Annotated in this window: 15 protein-coding genes; 13 read left to right on the top strand and 2 right to left on the bottom strand. The window is 71.6% G+C overall.

The window, feature by feature from the left end; all coding sequences use genetic code 11:
* The first annotated feature begins 86 nt into the window (after nucleotides 1–86).
* From CRP27_RS05565 to CRP27_RS05515, 11 genes are all read left to right on the top strand, one after another.
* Nucleotides 87–1,607 carry an ABC transporter ATP-binding protein gene (locus tag CRP27_RS05565; protein ID WP_097179764.1) on the top strand — a complete coding sequence of 507 codons (1,521 nt, stop codon included), beginning with the start codon at nucleotides 87–89 and terminating at the stop codon, nucleotides 1,605–1,607.
* Nucleotides 1,604–2,953: an ABC transporter permease gene (locus CRP27_RS05560; RefSeq protein ID WP_176505476.1), complete on the top strand. Its 1,350-nt coding sequence runs from the start codon at nucleotides 1,604–1,606 to the stop codon at nucleotides 2,951–2,953. Before CRP27_RS05565 ends, CRP27_RS05560 begins: the two co-directional genes overlap by 4 nt.
* Nucleotides 2,950–4,239 (top strand): ABC transporter permease, encoded by a 1,290-nt coding sequence (locus CRP27_RS05555; RefSeq protein ID WP_097179763.1) that lies wholly within the window; start codon nucleotides 2,950–2,952, stop codon nucleotides 4,237–4,239. The genes CRP27_RS05560 and CRP27_RS05555 overlap by 4 nt, the downstream gene beginning before the upstream one ends.
* Nucleotides 4,240–4,255: 16 nt before the next feature.
* Complete coding sequence (locus CRP27_RS05550; protein WP_255257454.1) at nucleotides 4,256–4,738, top strand: cytidine deaminase; 483 nt, start codon at nucleotides 4,256–4,258, stop codon at nucleotides 4,736–4,738.
* Nucleotides 4,739–4,741: 3 nt separating this feature from the next.
* Nucleotides 4,742–6,031, top strand: coding sequence for a thymidine phosphorylase (locus tag CRP27_RS05545; protein WP_097179762.1), 1,290 nt, complete (start codon nucleotides 4,742–4,744; stop codon nucleotides 6,029–6,031).
* A 98-nt stretch (nucleotides 6,032–6,129) separates the two neighbouring features.
* Complete coding sequence (locus tag CRP27_RS05540) at nucleotides 6,130–7,242, top strand: adenosine deaminase (RefSeq protein WP_097179761.1); 1,113 nt, start codon at nucleotides 6,130–6,132, stop codon at nucleotides 7,240–7,242.
* A gap of 3 nt (nucleotides 7,243–7,245) precedes the next feature.
* Entirely contained in the window at nucleotides 7,246–7,692 is a 447-nt protein-coding gene (locus CRP27_RS05535) for a PTS sugar transporter subunit IIA (protein ID WP_097179760.1), read from the top strand.
* Entirely contained in the window at nucleotides 7,689–7,967 is a 279-nt protein-coding gene (locus CRP27_RS05530) for a PTS sugar transporter subunit IIB (RefSeq protein WP_097179759.1), read from the top strand. Before CRP27_RS05535 ends, CRP27_RS05530 begins: the two co-directional genes overlap by 4 nt.
* A 48-nt stretch (nucleotides 7,968–8,015) precedes the next feature.
* Nucleotides 8,016–8,843, top strand: a complete 828-nt coding sequence (locus CRP27_RS05525; RefSeq protein ID WP_097179758.1) for a purine-nucleoside phosphorylase — start codon at nucleotides 8,016–8,018, stop codon at nucleotides 8,841–8,843.
* A complete protein-coding gene (locus tag CRP27_RS05520; protein WP_097179757.1) occupies nucleotides 8,840–10,504 on the top strand; it encodes a phospho-sugar mutase in 1,665 nt (554 codons plus the stop codon). Before CRP27_RS05525 ends, CRP27_RS05520 begins: the two co-directional genes overlap by 4 nt.
* Before the next feature lie 199 nt (nucleotides 10,505–10,703).
* Nucleotides 10,704–11,657 carry a hypothetical protein gene (locus CRP27_RS05515; protein WP_097179756.1) on the top strand — a complete coding sequence of 318 codons (954 nt, stop codon included), beginning with the start codon at nucleotides 10,704–10,706 and terminating at the stop codon, nucleotides 11,655–11,657.
* A gap of 149 nt (nucleotides 11,658–11,806) precedes the next feature.
* On the opposite strand, the gene CRP27_RS05510 is transcribed toward CRP27_RS05515, so the two are convergent.
* Together CRP27_RS05510 and CRP27_RS05505 are read right to left on the bottom strand one after the other, a co-directional pair.
* On the bottom strand, nucleotides 11,807–13,585 hold the full coding sequence (locus CRP27_RS05510; protein WP_097179755.1) for a biotin carboxylase N-terminal domain-containing protein: 1,779 nt from the start codon (nucleotides 13,583–13,585) through the stop codon (nucleotides 11,807–11,809).
* 79 nt (nucleotides 13,586–13,664) lie between these two features.
* On the bottom strand, nucleotides 13,665–14,456 hold the full coding sequence (locus tag CRP27_RS05505) for a nucleoside triphosphate pyrophosphatase (protein ID WP_097179754.1): 792 nt from the start codon (nucleotides 14,454–14,456) through the stop codon (nucleotides 13,665–13,667).
* Between the two features lie 14 nt (nucleotides 14,457–14,470).
* Here CRP27_RS05505 and CRP27_RS05500 point away from each other — a divergent pair, with 14 nt between their 5' ends.
* Both CRP27_RS05500 and CRP27_RS05495 read left to right on the top strand, forming a co-directional pair.
* A complete protein-coding gene (locus tag CRP27_RS05500; protein WP_097179753.1) occupies nucleotides 14,471–15,730 on the top strand; it encodes a class I SAM-dependent RNA methyltransferase in 1,260 nt (419 codons plus the stop codon).
* A 161-nt stretch (nucleotides 15,731–15,891) separates the two neighbouring features.
* Nucleotides 15,892–16,605 carry a response regulator transcription factor gene (locus CRP27_RS05495; protein WP_071290598.1) on the top strand — a complete coding sequence of 238 codons (714 nt, stop codon included), beginning with the start codon at nucleotides 15,892–15,894 and terminating at the stop codon, nucleotides 16,603–16,605.
* Nucleotides 16,606–16,610 lie beyond the last annotated feature (5 nt).

Here is a 16,610-nt window from a genome sequence, read left to right as displayed (position 1 = left end):
CCCGATGAACGCGGGCGGGGGAACATCCCTCGCCCGCGTTCTCGTGCGCCGTGTGGCGCGCGCGAGACAGAAATAGACTCCCGAACATGAAGCTCGAACTCCGCGGCATCACGAAGCGGTTCGGCCCCCTCGTCGCCAACGACCACATCTCGCTCACCGTCGAGCCGGGTGAGGTCCACTGCCTCCTCGGGGAGAACGGCGCCGGCAAGTCCACCCTGATGAACGTCCTGTACGGCCTGTACCAGGCGGAGGAGGGCGAGATCCTCCTCGACGACGTCGTCCAGGACTTCGACGGCCCCGGCGACGCCATGCGCGCCGGCATCGGCATGGTGCACCAGCACTTCATGCTCGTCCCCGTGTTCACCGTCGCCGAGAACGTCATGCTCGGCCAGGAGCAGACCACCTTCGGCGGCCGGCTCGACCTCGCCGGTGCCCGCAAGCGCGTTCGGGAGATCTCCGAGCGCTTCGGGTTCGACGTCGACCCCGACGCCAAGGTCGAGGACCTCCCCGTCGGCGTGCAGCAGCGCGTCGAGATCATCAAGGCGCTGTCCCGCGACGCGTCGGTCCTGGTGTTCGACGAGCCGACGGCCGTCCTCACCCCGCAGGAGACCGACGAGCTGATGGGCATCATGCGGCAGCTCCGCGAGGCGGGCACCGCGATCGTCTTCATCACGCACAAGCTCCGCGAGGTCCGCGAGGTCGCCGACCGCATCACCGTGATCCGGCTCGGCAAGGTCGTCGGCGAGGCATCGCCCACTGCGACCAACAACGAGCTCGCCGCGCTCATGGTCGGCCGCGCGGTGTCGCTCGTCGTCGACAAGACGCCGGCGACCGGGGGCGAGGACGCCCTCGTGGTCGACGGCCTCACCGTCACCGACCCGAACGGCATCGTGCTCGTCGACGACGTCTCATTCCGCGTCCGCCGGGGCGAGATCCTCGCGATCGCCGGGGTCCAGGGCAACGGCCAGACCGAGCTCACCGAGGCGATCCTCGGCCTCGAGGCCGTGCACGGCGGTCGGGTCACGCTCGACGGTCAGGAACTCACCGGCCGCAGCGTCAAGCAGATCCTCGACGCGGGCGTGGGCTTCGTGCCCGAGGACCGCAAGGAGGACGGGCTCGTCGGCGAGTTCACCATCGCCGAGAACCTCATGCTCGACCGCGCGGACCACGCCGAGTTCGTCCGCGCCGGCACCATCCGCTCGGCGGAGCGCGATGCGTTCGCCGACGAGAAGATCGCCGAGTTCGACATCCGCACACCCGGTCGCACCACCGCTGCTGGGCGTCTGTCCGGCGGCAACCAGCAGAAGATCGTCCTCGCCCGCGAACTCAGCCGTGACCTGCGGCTCTTCGTCGCGGCACAGCCCACGCGCGGCATCGACGTCGGATCGATCGAGTTCGTGCACAAGCGCATCGTCGCGACCCGCGACACCGGCGTCCCGGTCATCGTCGTCTCCACGGAGCTCGACGAGGTCGTGGCGCTCGCCGACCGGATCGCCGTGATGTACCGCGGCGGGATCGTCGGCATCGTCCCCGCGGACACCCCGCGCGACGTCCTCGGCCTGATGATGGCCGGGGAGCTTCCCGAAGGAACGGAGCTGGCAGCGTGAGCACCCCCACGCCAGAGAACACGCAGCCGGAAACGCAGCCGCAGGCCGAGGCCCCGCTGACCGACGACCGCCTGCAGGACGTCGAGTCCACCCCGCACCTCATGACGGACTCCGCCGAGGACACCGAGCGCCGCAACGGCGAGGACCGCTGGCACGCCGCCCTCCAGGGCATCCTGAACGGCTCCGCCCTCGTCACGGTCCTCGCCGTCGTCCTCGCCCTCGTCGCGTGCGGCATCCTCATCGCGATCACCGACGAGAACGTCCGCGCGGCCGCGGGCTACTTCTTCGCCCGCCCCGTCGACACGCTCCGTGCGATCGGCACCGCGGTCGGCGGCTCCTACGCATCGCTGTTCGAGGGATCCGTGTTCAACTTCGGCGCCGCGAGCTTCCAGCAGGCCATCGTGCCGCTCACCCGTTCGATCGACTACGCCGTCCCGCTGATCGCGGCGGGCCTCGGCATCGCGCTGTCCTTCCGCGCCGGCCTGTTCAACATCGGCGGCCAGGGGCAGATCCTCATCGCCGCCGCGGCGGCCGGCTGGGTCGGGTTCTCGTTCGACGGCCCCGCCGCCCTGCACATCCCGCTCACGATCGTCGCCGGCATCGTCGGCGGTGCCGTGTGGGCCGGGATCGTCGGCGTCCTCAAGGCCCGGACCGGCGCCAACGAGGTCGTCCTCACGATCATGCTGAACTACGTCGCGCTGTACCTCGTGAGCTACCTGCTCCGCACCCCGGGGCTCCTGCAGGCACCGGGCAGCACGAACCCGATCTCGCCCGCCACGAAGGACAGCGCGGTGCTCCCGTCGCTCTTCGGGGCCCGGTACGGCATCGACCTCGGCTTCGTCGTGGCGATCATCGCGGTCGTCGTCGTGTGGTGGCTCGTCAACAAGTCGTCGCTCGGCTTCCGGTTCCGCACGATCGGCGAGAACCCCCGTGCGGCGCGCGTCGCCGGCATGAGCGTGCCCTCCCTGACCATCTGGGTGCTCGTCATCTCCGGTGCCCTCGTCGGCATCGCCGGTGCGTACCAGGTGCAGGGCGCGGTCACGAGCGGCTTCACGTCGGGCATCGACGCGGGCATCGGCTTCGACGCGATCACCGTCGCCCTCCTCGGCCGCTCGAAGCCGTGGGGCGTGTTCTGGGCGGCGATCCTGTTCGGCGTGCTGAAGAACGGCGGCTACGCCATGCAGGCCGCGAACGGCATCCCGATCGACATCGTGGGCGTCATCCAGGCCCTCATCGTCCTCTTCATCGCGGCCCCGCCGCTCGTCCGCGCGATCTTCCGGATCCCGCAGCCGGGTGCACGCCGTCGCGTCAGCACGAAGAACAGCAAGAAGGCGGTCGCCGCGTGAGCACCCTCAGCCCCACCGCGACGCCTGCGTCGCCCCTCACCGACCGTCCGGTCGAGACCACCCGCAGCTGGAAGCTCCCGATCGGGTACGCCGTGTTCACGGTGCTCGCGCTCGTGTTCTTCGTCCTGCTCCACCGCACCGGCACGACGACGTTCCGCCTGGCGAACGGCGGCGACTTCTTCGCGCTGCCGGACGTCCCGCTGGCCGCCGGCCCGACCGGCTACGTGGTGGTCGTCCTGCTGGCGATCGCCACGGTCTACGCCTTCGTCGAGGTCCGTGCGTTCCGCCGCGTCCCGCTCTGGGTCACGTCGGTGTTCGCGATCGTGTTCGTCGTCGGCTTCCTCACGTGGGCCGCTGCCGGCGCCACCGTCCCGCTGCCCGGTCTGCTGGTCGGCGCGCTGGGCCTCAGCGTCCCGCTGGTGTTCGGTGCACTCGGCGGTGTCATCTCCGAGCGCGTCGGCGTCGTCAACATCGCGATCGAGGGCCAGTTCCTCGCGGGTGCGTTCACCTCGGCGCTCATCGCGTCGCTGACGGGGTCGCCGTGGGTCGGGCTCGTCGGTGCGCTCGTCGCCGGTGTCCTGGTGTCGTTCATCCTCGCGGCGTTCAGCATCAAGTACCTGGTCGACCAGGTCATCGTCGGCGTCGTCATCAACGCCTTCATCTCCGGCCTGACCGGCTTCCTGTACTCGCAGGTGCTCTCGCCGAACGAGACCACGCTGAACGTCGGCGTGCGCTTCCCGAAGATCGAGATCCCGCTGCTGCACCAGATCCCGGTCATCGGCCCGGTGTTCTTCGAGCAGACCGTCGTCGTCTACCTCGCCTACGTCGCGGTCGCCGTCGTCACCTTCGCGCTGTTCAAGACCCGCTGGGGCCTCCGCCTCCGCGCGGTCGGCGAGCACCCGCAGGCGGCCGACACGGTGGGCATCAACGTCACCAGCACGCGCTTCTGGAACGTGTCCCTCGCCGGCGCGATCGCGGGCCTCGGTGGTGCCTACTTCACCCTCGACGCCGTCGGCCCGTTCACCAAGGACATGACCGCGGGCGCCGGCTACATCGCGCTCGCCGCCGTCATCTTCGGCCGGTGGGACCCGATCAGGGCCACGCTCGCGGCGCTGCTGTTCGGCTTCGCGTCGAACCTGCAGAACACCCTCGGGGCGATCAACTCGCCCGTTCCGAGCGAGTTCCTGCTGATGCTCCCGTACGTGGTGACGATCTTCGCGGTGGCCGGCCTGGTCGGGCAGTCGCGCGGTCCCGCCGCGTCCGGCAAGCCGTACATCAAGAGCTAGCCGGGAGGCGCGGCACATGACCCACACGAACGCCCAGGGTGACCAGGTGGTCACCGCCACCGCCCCTGCGGACGCCGCCCCGCGCCTCCCGTCCGACGACGTGGACTGGGCCGCCCTGCGGACCGCAGCGACGGCCGCGATGCGCCACGCCTACGCGCCGTACTCGTCGTTCCCGGTGGGCGCCGCGGCGCTCACCGACGACGGCCGGATCGTCTCCGGCTGCAACGTCGAGAACGCGTCGTACGGGGTGACGCTGTGCGCGGAGTGCTCGCTCGTCTCGCAGCTGCACATGACCGGCGGCGGCAAGCTCGTCGCCTTCACGTGCGTCGACGGCGACGGGGCGACCCTGATGCCGTGCGGGCGCTGCCGGCAGTTGCTGTTCGAGCACTCCACCGAGGGCATGCTCCTCGAGACGGTCTCGGGCATCCGCACCATCGACGAGGTCCTGCCCGACGCGTTCGGACCCCGGACCCTCGCCACCTACCAGCAGGAGCACTGAACCATGGCCGTCGAGCCGTTCGACACCGTCGACCTCATCCGCACGAAGCGCTCCGGCGGGGCCATGAGCACCGCCGAGATCGACTGGCTCGTCGACGCCTACACGCGCGGCTACGTCGAGGACCCGCAGATGGCCGCGATGGCGATGGCGATCTTCCTGAACGGGATGGAGCGGCGGGAGATCAAGGACCTCACGCTCGCGATGATCGCGTCGGGGGAGCGGATGTCGTTCTCCTCGCTCGGCAAGACGACGGTGGACAAGCACTCTACCGGCGGGGTCGGCGACAAGATCACGCTGCCGCTCGCACCACTGGTGGCGTCGTTCGGCGTGGCGGTGCCGCAGCTGTCCGGCCGCGGTCTCGGCCACACCGGCGGCACGCTCGACAAGCTCGAGTCGATCCCCGGGTGGCAGGCTGCGCTGTCGAACGAGCGTCTCCTCGAGGTGCTGGAGGACGTGGGCGCGGTGATCTGCGCCGCCGGGTCGGGTCTCGCGCCAGCCGACAAGAAGCTGTACGCCCTGCGGGACATCACCGGCACCGTCGAGTGCATCCCCCTCATCGCGTCGAGCATCATGTCGAAGAAGATCGCCGAGGGCACCGGCGCGCTCGTGCTCGACGTGAAGTTCGGGTCCGGTGCGTTCATGCCGACGTACGAGGCCTCGCGCGAGCTCGCGCAGACGATGGTCGACCTCGGGAACGACGCCGGGGTGAAGACCTCGGCGCTGCTGACCGACATGGAGGTCCCGCTCGGGCTGACGATCGGCAACGCGCTCGAGGTGCGGGAGTCGGTCTCGGTGTTGGAAGGTGGCGGGCCCGCCGACGTCGTCTCGCTGACCGTGGCACTGGCCTCGGAGATGCTGACGCTCGCCGGGATGCCGGACGCCGACCCGGCGGCGGCGCTGGCCGACGGACGGGCGATGGACACCTGGCGCCGGATGATCTCCGCGCAGGGTGGCGACCCGTCCGCCGCGTTGCCGGTCGCCCGCGAGCAGCACGTCGTCACCGCGCCGTCCTCGGGCGTGCTCGTGCAGCAGGACGCCCTGCCGTTCGGTGTGTCCGCGTGGCGGCTCGGCGCCGGTCGGGCCCGCGCGCAGGACCCGGTGCAGGCCGGTGCCGGCATCGAGCTGCACGTCAAGCCGGGTGACACCGTGACCGAGGGACAGCCCCTCTGGACCCTGCACACCGACGACGAGTCCCGGATCCCGCGGGCGCTGGAGTCGCTCGAGGGGGCGTGGGCGATCGGTGCGTCGGCGGAACCCCGCGGTCCGATCGTGCGCGAGCGGATCGTGGGCTGAACCCTGCCGGCCGACCTGTGGGGAGCCTCCAGTCCGTTCGTCCGTCTCTTGTGCACAGGTGCCTGCGCGCGGTCGGTGACCACCGATAGCCTGGGTGCATGAGCGCCGACGCCCCGACCTACCGCCTGCCCGACGCCGGAGCGGTCATCAACGACCTGCCGAAGGTCTCGCTGCACGACCACCTCGACGGCGGTCTGCGTCCGGCGACGATCGTCGAGCTGGCGGCGGAGGCCGACGTCTCGCTGCCGACGACCGACGCGGCCGAACTGGGCCGGTGGTTCGCCGACCAGTCGAACTCCGGCTCGCTCGTCGAGTACCTCAAGACGTTCGACGTCACCACCTCGGTGATGCAGACCGCACCGCAGCTGCACCGCGTCGCGAAGGAGTTCGTCGAGGACCTGGTCGCCGACGGCGTCGTGTACGGCGAGGTCCGGTGGGCACCCGAGCAGCACCTGCAGGGCGGGCTGACCCTCGACCAGACGGTCGAGGCGGTCCAGGCCGGCATCGAGGAAGCGGTCGAGGCCGCGGGCGGCAGCATCCGCGTCGGCCAGCTCGTCACAGCGATGCGTCACGCCGACCGCTCGCTCGAGATCGCCGAGCTCGCCGTCCGGCACCGTGACGCGGGTGTCGTCGGCTTCGACATCGCCGGGGCCGAGGCGGGCTTCCCGCCCGCGAACCACCGCGCCGCGTTCGACCACCTCGCCTCCGAGCTCTTCCCCGTCACCGTGCACGCGGGCGAGGCCGACGGTCTCGCCTCGATCCGTTCCGCGCTCGTCGACGGTCGGGCCCTGCGTCTCGGCCACGGCGTCCGGATCTTCGAGGACGTCAGCCTGTCCGACGCCGGTGACGGCTCCACCTTGGCGTCCCTGGGCGAGGTCGCCTCGTGGGTCCGCGACCGCGAGATCCCGCTCGAGGTGTCCCCGTCGTCGAACCTGCAGACCGGCGCGATCGCCGCGTGGGGCGACGACCTCGCCGACCACCCGTTCGACGTGCTCTACCAGCTCGGGTTCCGGGTCACGGTGAACACCGACAACCGTCTGATGAGCGGGACGACGCTGTCGAAGGAGCTCTCGCTCCTCGCCGGCACGTTCGGCTACGACCTCGACGACCTCGCGGCGTTCCAGATCAACGCGGCCCTCGGCTCGTTCCTGCCGCTCGAGGACCGCGAGGAGATCATCGCCACCATCACGGCCGGTCACCAGGAGGCCTGACGCATGCCACTGCCGCCGCTGCCCGACGAAGCCGTCGTGCTCGGGGCGACCGCGTCCTCGTGGCGCGACGCGCTCCGGCTGGCTGGCGGCGCGCTCGTGGCCTCGGGCGCCGCCACCGACCCGTACACCGACGCGATGATCGGGCTGGTCGAGGAACACGGCCCGTACATCGTGATCTCCCCGGGGTTGGCGTTCGCGCACGCCCGGCCGGGGCCCGCGGTGCTCCGTGACGGCTTGTCGGTCGTGACGCTCGAGTCGCCGGTGACCTTCGGGCACCCGCACAACGACCCGGTCCGGGTCGTGCTCGGCCTCGCGGTCGCCGGGGTCGGGGCGCACCTCGAGTCCATCGGCGAGATCGCGAACCTGTTCAACGACGCCACCGTCACCGGGCGGCTCGCCGCGGCGACCACGGCGGACGAGGTCCGCGCGATCATGGGGGTCTCCGCGTGAAGATCGTGACCATCTGCGGCGCCGGCATCGGTGCGAGCGGGATCCTCAAGGTGAACGCCGAGAAGGCCCTCGCCGCGCTCGGCCTGCAGGCATCGGTCGTCGCGGCCGACGTCGCCTCGGTGCGCGCGGTGTCGGACGACGCGAACGTGATCCTGACGAGCCAGGAGTTCGTCGACGCGATCGGGGACACCTACGCCGAGGTGATCGTGATCCGGAACCACTTCGACCAGGGCGAGATCACGGCGGCGGTGGACCGGGCGCTCGGCGAGCACTGACCCGGGCGCCGGGCCGTTCGCCGGGTCGTGTCCCTTTAGAGTTGGGGCATGAGCACGGAGAACCCGCTGAACGACCCCGCCGCCGACCCGTTCGAGGTCGCGCGTGACGCCGCCGCAGTCATCGCCGCGAAGTCCGGGATCGAGCGCCACGACATCGCCCTGACCCTCGGTTCCGGCTGGGGCAAGGCCGCCGACCTCATCGGCGAGACGGTGTCCGAGATCCCCGCCGCCGAGGTCCCCGGCTTCAGCGCATCGGCGGTCCCCGGGCACTCCGGAACGGTCCGTTCGATCCGCCTCGCCGACGGCCGTCACGCGCTCGTCATCGGCGCCCGTACGCACTACTACGAGGGCCACGGGGTCCGCCGCGTCGTGCACAGCGTCCGCACCGCCGCGGCCGCCGGCGCCTCGATCATGGTGCTGACCAACGGAGCCGGTGGCATCAAGGAGCACTGGACCCCCGGCACGCCCGTGCTCATCAGCGACCACATCAACCTCACCGCCGACAGCCCGCTCGAGGGCGCGACGTTCGTCGACCTGACCGACCTGTACTCGGCGCGGCTGCGGGCCGTCGCCCACACGGTCGACCCGACGCTGGACGAGGGCGTCTACACGCAGTTCCGCGGGCCGCACTACGAGACCCCGGCCGAGGTGCAGATGGCGAAGACCATCGGCGGCCACATCGTCGGCATGTCGACGGCGCTCGAGGCCATCGCCGCTCGTCAGGCGGGCATGGAGGTCCTCGGCTTCTCGCTCATCACGAACCTCGCCGCCGGCATCCAGAAGACGCCGTTGTCCCACGCCGAGGTGCTCGAGGCCGGACGCGAGGCCGAGCCGGTGATCGCCGATCTGCTCGCCCGCGTGGTGGGCGCGCTGTGAAGCTCGACCTGGCGGGGGTGCTCGCCACCGCCCGCGCGTGGGCTGAGCAGGACCCGGACGACGAGACCCGGGCCGAGCTCGCCGTCGCCGTCGACGCTGCGGCGACCGGTGACGGACCCGCGGTCCAAGCCCTCGCCGCACGGTTCGACGGGCGGCTGCAGTTCGGTACCGCCGGACTCCGCGCCGAGCTCGGGTACGGTCCGCTGCGGATGAACCGCGTCGTCGTCACCCAGGCCGCTGCCGGGCTCGCCCGGTTCCTCATCGACACCGGTCGTCGGCGCAGCGTCGTCATCGGCTACGACGGCCGGGTGAACTCCGACGTCTTCGCGCGGGACTCCGCCGAGGTGATGCGCGGCCTCGGGCTCGACGTCACGCTGCTGCCGTCGGCGCTCCCCACTCCCGTGCTGGCGTTCGCGGTCCGGCACCTCGACGTGGGCGCCGGGGTCATGGTCACCGCGAGCCACAACCCGCCGCGGGACAACGGCTACAAGGTGTACCTCGGCGAGGACGACGACGGCTCGCAGATCGTCCCGCCGGTCGACGGCCTGATCGCGGACGCCATCGACGCGGTCGCTGCGGGGTCGATCACGGACCTGCCCAGGGGCACCGACTACACCGTCGCGTCGTCCGCACTGCTGGACGCCTACGTCGCAGCCACCGCCGCGACCGTGCCCGCTCCCGCTCTGGGGCCCGATGCGCAGCCGACGGTCGTCTACACGGCAATGCACGGCGTCGGGTGGGAGACCGCCCGTGCGGTGTTCGAGGCTGCCGGGTTCGCCGTGCCGTCGACCGTGCCGGAGCAGATCGAACCCGACGGAGCGTTCCCGACGGTGTCGTTCCCGAACCCCGAGGAACCGGGGGCGATGGACCTGTCGATCGCCCGGGGTGTCGCGGTCGGTGCGGACCTCGTGATCGCGAACGACCCGGACGCCGATCGGCTGGCGCTCGCGATCCCGGACGGCGCCGGGTCATTCCGCCGACTCTCGGGCAACGAGGTCGGCTGGCTCCTCGGGTGGCGCGCTGCTGTCCGGGCATCGGCCGCCGGTCGCTCGGGGACGCTCGCGGCGTCGATCGTGTCCTCGCCGGCGCTCGCACGCGTCGCCGCGCGGCACGGGCTCGAGTACCGCGACACCCTGACCGGGTTCAAGTGGGTCTCCCGCGTACCCGGCTTGCTGTTCGGCTACGAGGAAGCGCTCGGCTACCTGGTCGATCCGGACGTCGTGCGCGACAAGGACGGCATCTCGGCGGCCGTGGCGCTGCTGTCGCTCGCGTCCGAGCTCGCTGCATCGGGTTCGACGATCGCCGACCAGCTCGAGGCCTTCGCGGCGGAGTTCGGCGCGTTCGCCTCCGGCCAGGTCGCGACCCGCGTGGACGACCTCTCGCGCATCGGGTCGATCATGGCGTTCCTCCGGTCGTCGCCGCCGGCGTCCCTCGGCGTTGTGGACGTCCTGACCACGACGGACTACCTCGACGGTGTCGAGGGCTTCCCGCCGTCCGACATCCTGCGCTACGACCTCGTCGGCGACGCCCGGGTGATCGTCCGCCCGAGCGGCACCGAGCCGAAGGTGAAGGTCTACATCGACACCGTGGCGTCCACCCCCGCCGAGGCCCAGTCCCTCGTCGACGCCCTGGCCGCCGCGGTCCGCCCGCTGGTCTCGTAGGGCGCGGCCCCGGGCTGGCTTCGCCTCCGCGCTCCTGCACAACCAAAGTCACCCCGAACCGCGCAATCCCGCGGTTCGGGGTGACTTTGGTTGTGCGCGCGCATCTCGCGCCTCCTCCACATCGGTCGAACGGTGGCGCGGGTGCACAGATCCGCCGACCGTTCGGCGGTCGGGGTGACGCAGCGACCATGCTCGGCGGATGGCGCGACTCACGATCATCCACGGCGGCACCTCGGACCCTTCGGGACGGCGGGGGAGCGCACTGCGTTCCGCTGTGGACGCCGGGGCCGTCGTCAGACTCGCTCCTGGTCGGTTCGTCAACGCGGAGGACTGGCGACAGGCGACTCCGTGCGAACGGCACATCGCGCGCATCAAGGCGCTCCACGATCGTCTTGCTCCACGCCTCGTCGTCTCGCACGCGTCCGCCGCTGCCCTGCACGGCCTGCCGTGGACGGGGGAGTTCCCGGACGTCATCGACGTCATCGATCCCCGGCGGACGACGACGCAGAGCCTGACACACGTCCGCAAACGGCCGGGCGTCGGCAGGGTTCTCAGAACGGTCGTCATGATCGCGAACGGCCGCAGGGTCACCGACCTGGTCAGTACCGCCGCCGACCTCGCCATCTCGCACGAGCTCCGGCTGTCCGTTCCGGCACTGGACGTCGCGCTGCGGATCGGTGCTGACCGTGATGCGATCCGTGCTGAGGTCGCCGGCCGGACGGCGGTGCACGGACGGCATCGGGCGTCGATCGCGATCGATCTCGCGGATGTGCGGAGTGGCTCACCCGGGGAGTCGGTCGGTCGTGTCGGACTCGACGAGGTCGGTGCGCCGCGACCCGTGCTGCAGCAGGAGTTCCACGACGAGGCGGGGCTCATCGGTCGGGTCGACTTCTGGTTCCCGGAACACGGGGCGGTCCTCGAGTTCGACGGGCGAGCCAAGTACACCGACGCAGCGTTCCGCGCGGCCGGGGCGACCGCGGCCGACGTCGTGGTCGCCGAGAAGCGCCGCGAGGACCGGCTCCGACGTCACCGTGACGTCAAGTCCTTCGGCCGATTCGGCTGGCGCGAAGCGAACGACGCCGAAGCGCTCCGTGCGATCCTCCACGGCATGGGCGTTCCGACGACGCGGCGGTCGTTCACGTCCGTGCGCTGAGCACTGGGGCGGTTCGAGGCGCGCCCGCACAACCAAAGTCACCTCGAACAACGCGGATGCGCGGTTCGGGGTGACTTTGGTTGTGCGACGCGGTGCCGGCGCGGCCCGGCGCGGCCCGGCGCGGCCAGGCCAGGCCCGGCGGCCGCGCCCTACGCGAGCTCGAGCAGCACGTGGCCGGACGAGATCGTCTGGCCGACGGGGGCGTTCAGCCCGGTGACGACGCCGTCGCGCGGGGCAGCGACGGGCTGCTCCATCTTCATGGCCTCGAGCACGACGAGCAAGTCGCCCTTCACCACGGTGTCACCCTCGGCGACCGCGAGCTTCACCACGGTGGCCTGCATCGGGGACGTCACGGACCCGGAGGACGCCATCCCGCCGCGGACGCCGGAGGACCGACGCTTCGGGGGAGCGGACGGACCGGCCGGACGACGACCGGCAGCACCGGCAGCGCCACCGCCGACGATCGAGGGCATGGTGACCTCGATGCGCTTGCCCTGCACCTCGACCACGACGCTCTCGCGGGCGGCCGGCGCGGGGAGCTCCTCGGGGGAGCCGCTCCAGGCGGGTATGTCGTTCTGGAAGTCGGTCTCGATCCACTGCGTGTAGACGCTGAACGGCGTCGAGTCGTCCGTGGCGAACGCCGGGTCGGACACGACCGCACGGTGGAACGGCAGCACGGTCGGCAGGCCGGTGACCTCGAACTCGGCGAGCGCACGACGCGAACGCTCCAACGCCTCTGAGCGCGTGGCACCGGTCACGACGAGCTTCGCGAGCATCGAGTCGAACGAGCCGGACACCACGTCACCGGACACGACGCCCGAGTCGACGCGGACACCGGGGCCGGACGGCGCGTTGAACGCGTGCACGGGGCCTGGTGCCGGGAAGAAGTTGCGGCCCGGGTCCTCACCGTTGATGCGGAACTCGAACGAGTGGCCCTTCGGTGACGGGTCGGCGTAGTCGAGCACGCCGCCCTCGGCGATGCGGAACTGCTCGCGCACGAGGTCGATGCCCGTCACCTCTTCCGAGACGCAGTGTTCGACCTGCAGGCGGGTGTTCACCTCGAGGAAGGAGACCGTGCCGTCGGCGCCGATGAGGAACTCGCAGGTGCCGGCACCGACGTAGCCGACCTCGCGGAGGATCGCCTTCGACGACTCGTACAGCCGCTCGGTCTGCGCGTCGGTCAGGTACGGCGCGGGCGCCTCTTCCACGAGCTTCTGGTGGCGGCGCTGCAGCGAGCAGTCGCGCGTCGACACGACGACGACGTTGCCGTGCTCGTCGGCGAGGCACTGCGTCTCGACGTGGCGCGGCTTGTCGAGGTACTTCTCGACGAAGCACTCGCCGCGACCGAACGCCGCGATGGCCTCACGCGTCGCCGACTCGAACAGCTCCTCCACCGAGGAGCGGTCCCGCACGACCTTCAGCCCACGGCCACCGCCGCCGAACGCCGCCTTGATGGCGACCGGCAGCCCGACCTGGTCGACGAAGTCGAAGACCTCGGACACGTCCTGCACGGGCTCGATCGTCCCGGGGGCGAGCGGCGCGCCGACCTTCTCGGCCACGTGCCGCGCGGAGACCTTGTCGCCGAGCTGCTCGATCGACTCCGGGGAGGGGCCGATCCAGGTCAGCCCGGCGTCGATGACGGCGCGGGCGAAGTCGGCGTTCTCGGCGAGGAACCCGTAACCCGGGTGCACGGCGTCCGCGCCGGAGCGGCGGGCGACCGAGATGATCTTGTCGATGACGAGGTAGGTGTCGGCGCTCGTGGTGCCGTTCAGCGCGTAGGCCTCGTCGGCGAGGCGGGCGTGGAGGGCGTCACGGTCCTGGTCGGCGTAGACCGCGACCGATGCCTTGCCTGCGTCGCGGGCCGCGCGGATGATGCGGACGGCGATCTCGCCGCGGTTCGCGATGAGGACCTTGCTGATACGGGGCATGACACATCAGCGTATTCGTGCCGCGGGGGCAGGAATTGACCGGGACCGACAAAGAACCACCCGGAACAAGTGCGGATGTCTACATCGACCAGAGATCGTGCCACGCGATCCCGAACCCCCGCAGGAGCATCGAGCGCAGGACCGGCAGCGACAGCCCGACGACGGCGGACGGTGCGCCGTCGATCCGGGTGATGTACGCGGCTGCCCGTCCGTCGATCGTGAACGCGCCGGCGACCTCGAGCGGCTCGCCGGTCGCGACGTACGCGTCGATCTCCTCGGCGGACACGTCGTCCGCGAAGGTCAGCACCGCGCTGTCGACCGCCACGACGCGGTCGCCGGAGGCGACGATCCCCGACCCGCCGGGCGCGACGTCGGCGAACGACGCGGCCAGGCCCAGCGGCCCGCCGCCCGACGCGTCCACGGTGCGGACTGGAGGCACGGTGCCGGCCCGCCCCGCGCCTCCAGGCTGCGGAACGGGCACCTCGACTGCCCGCCGCCGGTCGATGACGCAGTGCCCGCTCCACAGCGTGCCGCCGCCGGCGGCGAGCATCTGCCGCCACCGCTCGCGCGCGACCTCCGGGTCGTGCGGCTTGCCGTACAGGACGCCGTCGACCTCGAACGCGGAGTCCCCGCCGAACACGAACCCGTCGACGGGGGAACCGGCGACCGGAGCGTCCGCGACGGCCGACGCCTTGGCGACGGCGAGCAGCGCGACGAGCTCCGGGCCGGTGAGGTCCCGGCCGAGCGACGCGGCGGCCGCGGTGACCGCGGCGTCCTCGTCGACACCGGGTGCGACGAGCACCGGCTCGATCCCGGTCTGTGCGAGGAGGGCGCGACGGGCGGGGGAGGTACTCGCGAGGTACAGACGCATGGGAACATCGAACCATGGGTGAATCCGTCGGAACGCTGCTCGACCTCGACGTCACCGGGATCGCCCACGGCGGCATCTCGGTGGCACGGCACGAGGGGCGGGTGGTGTTCGTGTCGGACGCGATCCCGGGCGAACGGGTCGTCGCGCGGGTCACCGAGGACCGGAAGAAGTCGTTCTGGCGCGCCGACACCGTGTCGGTCGAGACCCCGAGCGAGCACCGCGTCGACCACGTCTGGCCCGAGGCCGCGCTCGACCGCGACCCGGCCGTCCGCGCCGGCGGTGCCGAGTTCGGGCACATCGCGCTCGCCCACCAGCGCACGCTGAAGCACGACGTCCTCGTGGACTCCTTCGCGCGCTTCGCCCGTGCCGACCTCGCCGAGGTGCTGGGCCACGACGTCGTCGTCGAGGGCGCCCCCGGCGACGACGAGGCGAACGGCACCGGCTGGCGCACCCGCGTCCGCCTGCACGTCGACGAGGACGGCACCGCCGGCCCCTTCGCCGCGCGGTCGCACACCGTCGTGCCGGTCGCGTCGCTCCCGCTCGCGAGCCGTGCCGTCCAGGAGAGCGCACCGCTCGGTCGCGGCGCGATGCCCGGCGCGTCCGTCGTGGACGTCCTCGCACCGAGCGGCTCCGAGGGGGCTCGGCTCGTGATCGACGAGCAGAAGCCCACCGTCGTGACCGAGGCGGTCGGGGAGCGCTCGTTCGCCGTGGACGACACCGGGTTCTGGCAGGTGCACCGGGCGGCCCCCGCCGTGTTGACCGCCGCGGTGCAGGACCTCGTCGACCGGGACCGGCTCGACCCCGAGGGGCAGCACCTCGACCTCTACGGCGGTGTGGGGTTGCTCGGCGCCGCGCTCGGCGACCTCGTCGGACCGCGCGCCAAGCTCACCAGCGTCGAGAGCTCGGAGCGTGCCACCGAGCACGCGCAGGAGAACCTCTCGGAGTGGATCGGCGCCCGCGCCGAGACCGGCCGCGTCGATCGCTGGCTGCAGCGCACCGTGTCGACCCTGTCCGCCGGCGAACGCCAGCGCCACCGTGCCGGGACGATCGTGCTCGACCCGCCGCGCTCGGGAGCCGGGCGCGAGGTCGTCGTGCAGATCGCCGCGCTCCAGCCGGCGCAGGTCGTCTACGTGGCCTGCGACCCGGTCGCGTTGGCGCGCGACGTCGCGACCTTCGCGGACCTCGGGTACCGCCTCGAGGCGCTGCGTGCCTTCGACCTCTTCCCGCACACCCACCACCTGGAGGCCGTGGCGCGCCTGGTGCCCGTCGCCTGACGAGCGGCTGGCCGATTTGCGCGGCGTGTGTCGGAGTGCAACACACGTCGCCGTGTCACGCTCGCGTCGCGCCGTTGCCTGAGTCCGACCTGGGTATCCTGGGTCGGTGATGGCTCCCCGGTTTCAGGGGCCGGGGGTGCGCATCGACAAGAGAGGCCACCGTGGCAACAGACACGACCACAACCGGAACGACCGGACTGGCGACCAAGCCCGTCCGTGTCGCGATCGTCGACGACCACGAGTCCGTGCGGCTCGGGATCCAGGCAGCGTGCCAGAACGAGGGGTTTGAGGTGGTCCTCACCGCCGCGAGCGTCCCCGAGTACATCGAGCACCTCGACGGGCGTGAGGTCGACGTCGTCGTCCTCGACCTGTCGCTCGGCGACGGCTCCACCGTGACCGCGAACGTGAAGGGTGTGCAGGGCACCGGTTCCGCGGTCTTGGTGCACTCGATCGCCGACCGGGTCGCGAACGTCCGGGAAGCACTGGCGGCAGGGGCCGCCGGCGTCATCCCGAAGTCCTCGGCGACGAAGACCGTGATGGCGGCCGTCGCGACCGTCGCCCGCGGGGACGTCCTGAACAACCTCGAGTGGGCCAGCGCGATCGACGCCGACCGGGACTTCGCGAAGGCGCAGCTCGGCCGTCGTGAGCGCGAGATCCTGCACCTGTACGCCTCGGGTCTGCCGCTCAAGCTGGCGGCCCAGCAGCTCGGCATCGGGTACTCCACGGCGCGTGAGTACCTCGACCGCATCCGCGTGAAGTACGTCGAGGTCGGTCGTCCGGCACCGACGAAGGTCGACCTCCTCCGCCGCGCGGTCGAGGACGGCATCCTGCCGGGGCTCGACTCCGGCATCGACCCCGACGGCGACGGTCGCTGAGACGG

This window comes from Curtobacterium sp. 314Chir4.1, assembly GCF_900215175.1.
Classification (GTDB): domain Bacteria; phylum Actinomycetota; class Actinomycetes; order Actinomycetales; family Microbacteriaceae; genus Curtobacterium; species Curtobacterium pusillum_A.
Note: the sequence above shows the minus strand (reverse complement) of the source record. Positions and strands in the feature narration are given on the sequence as shown.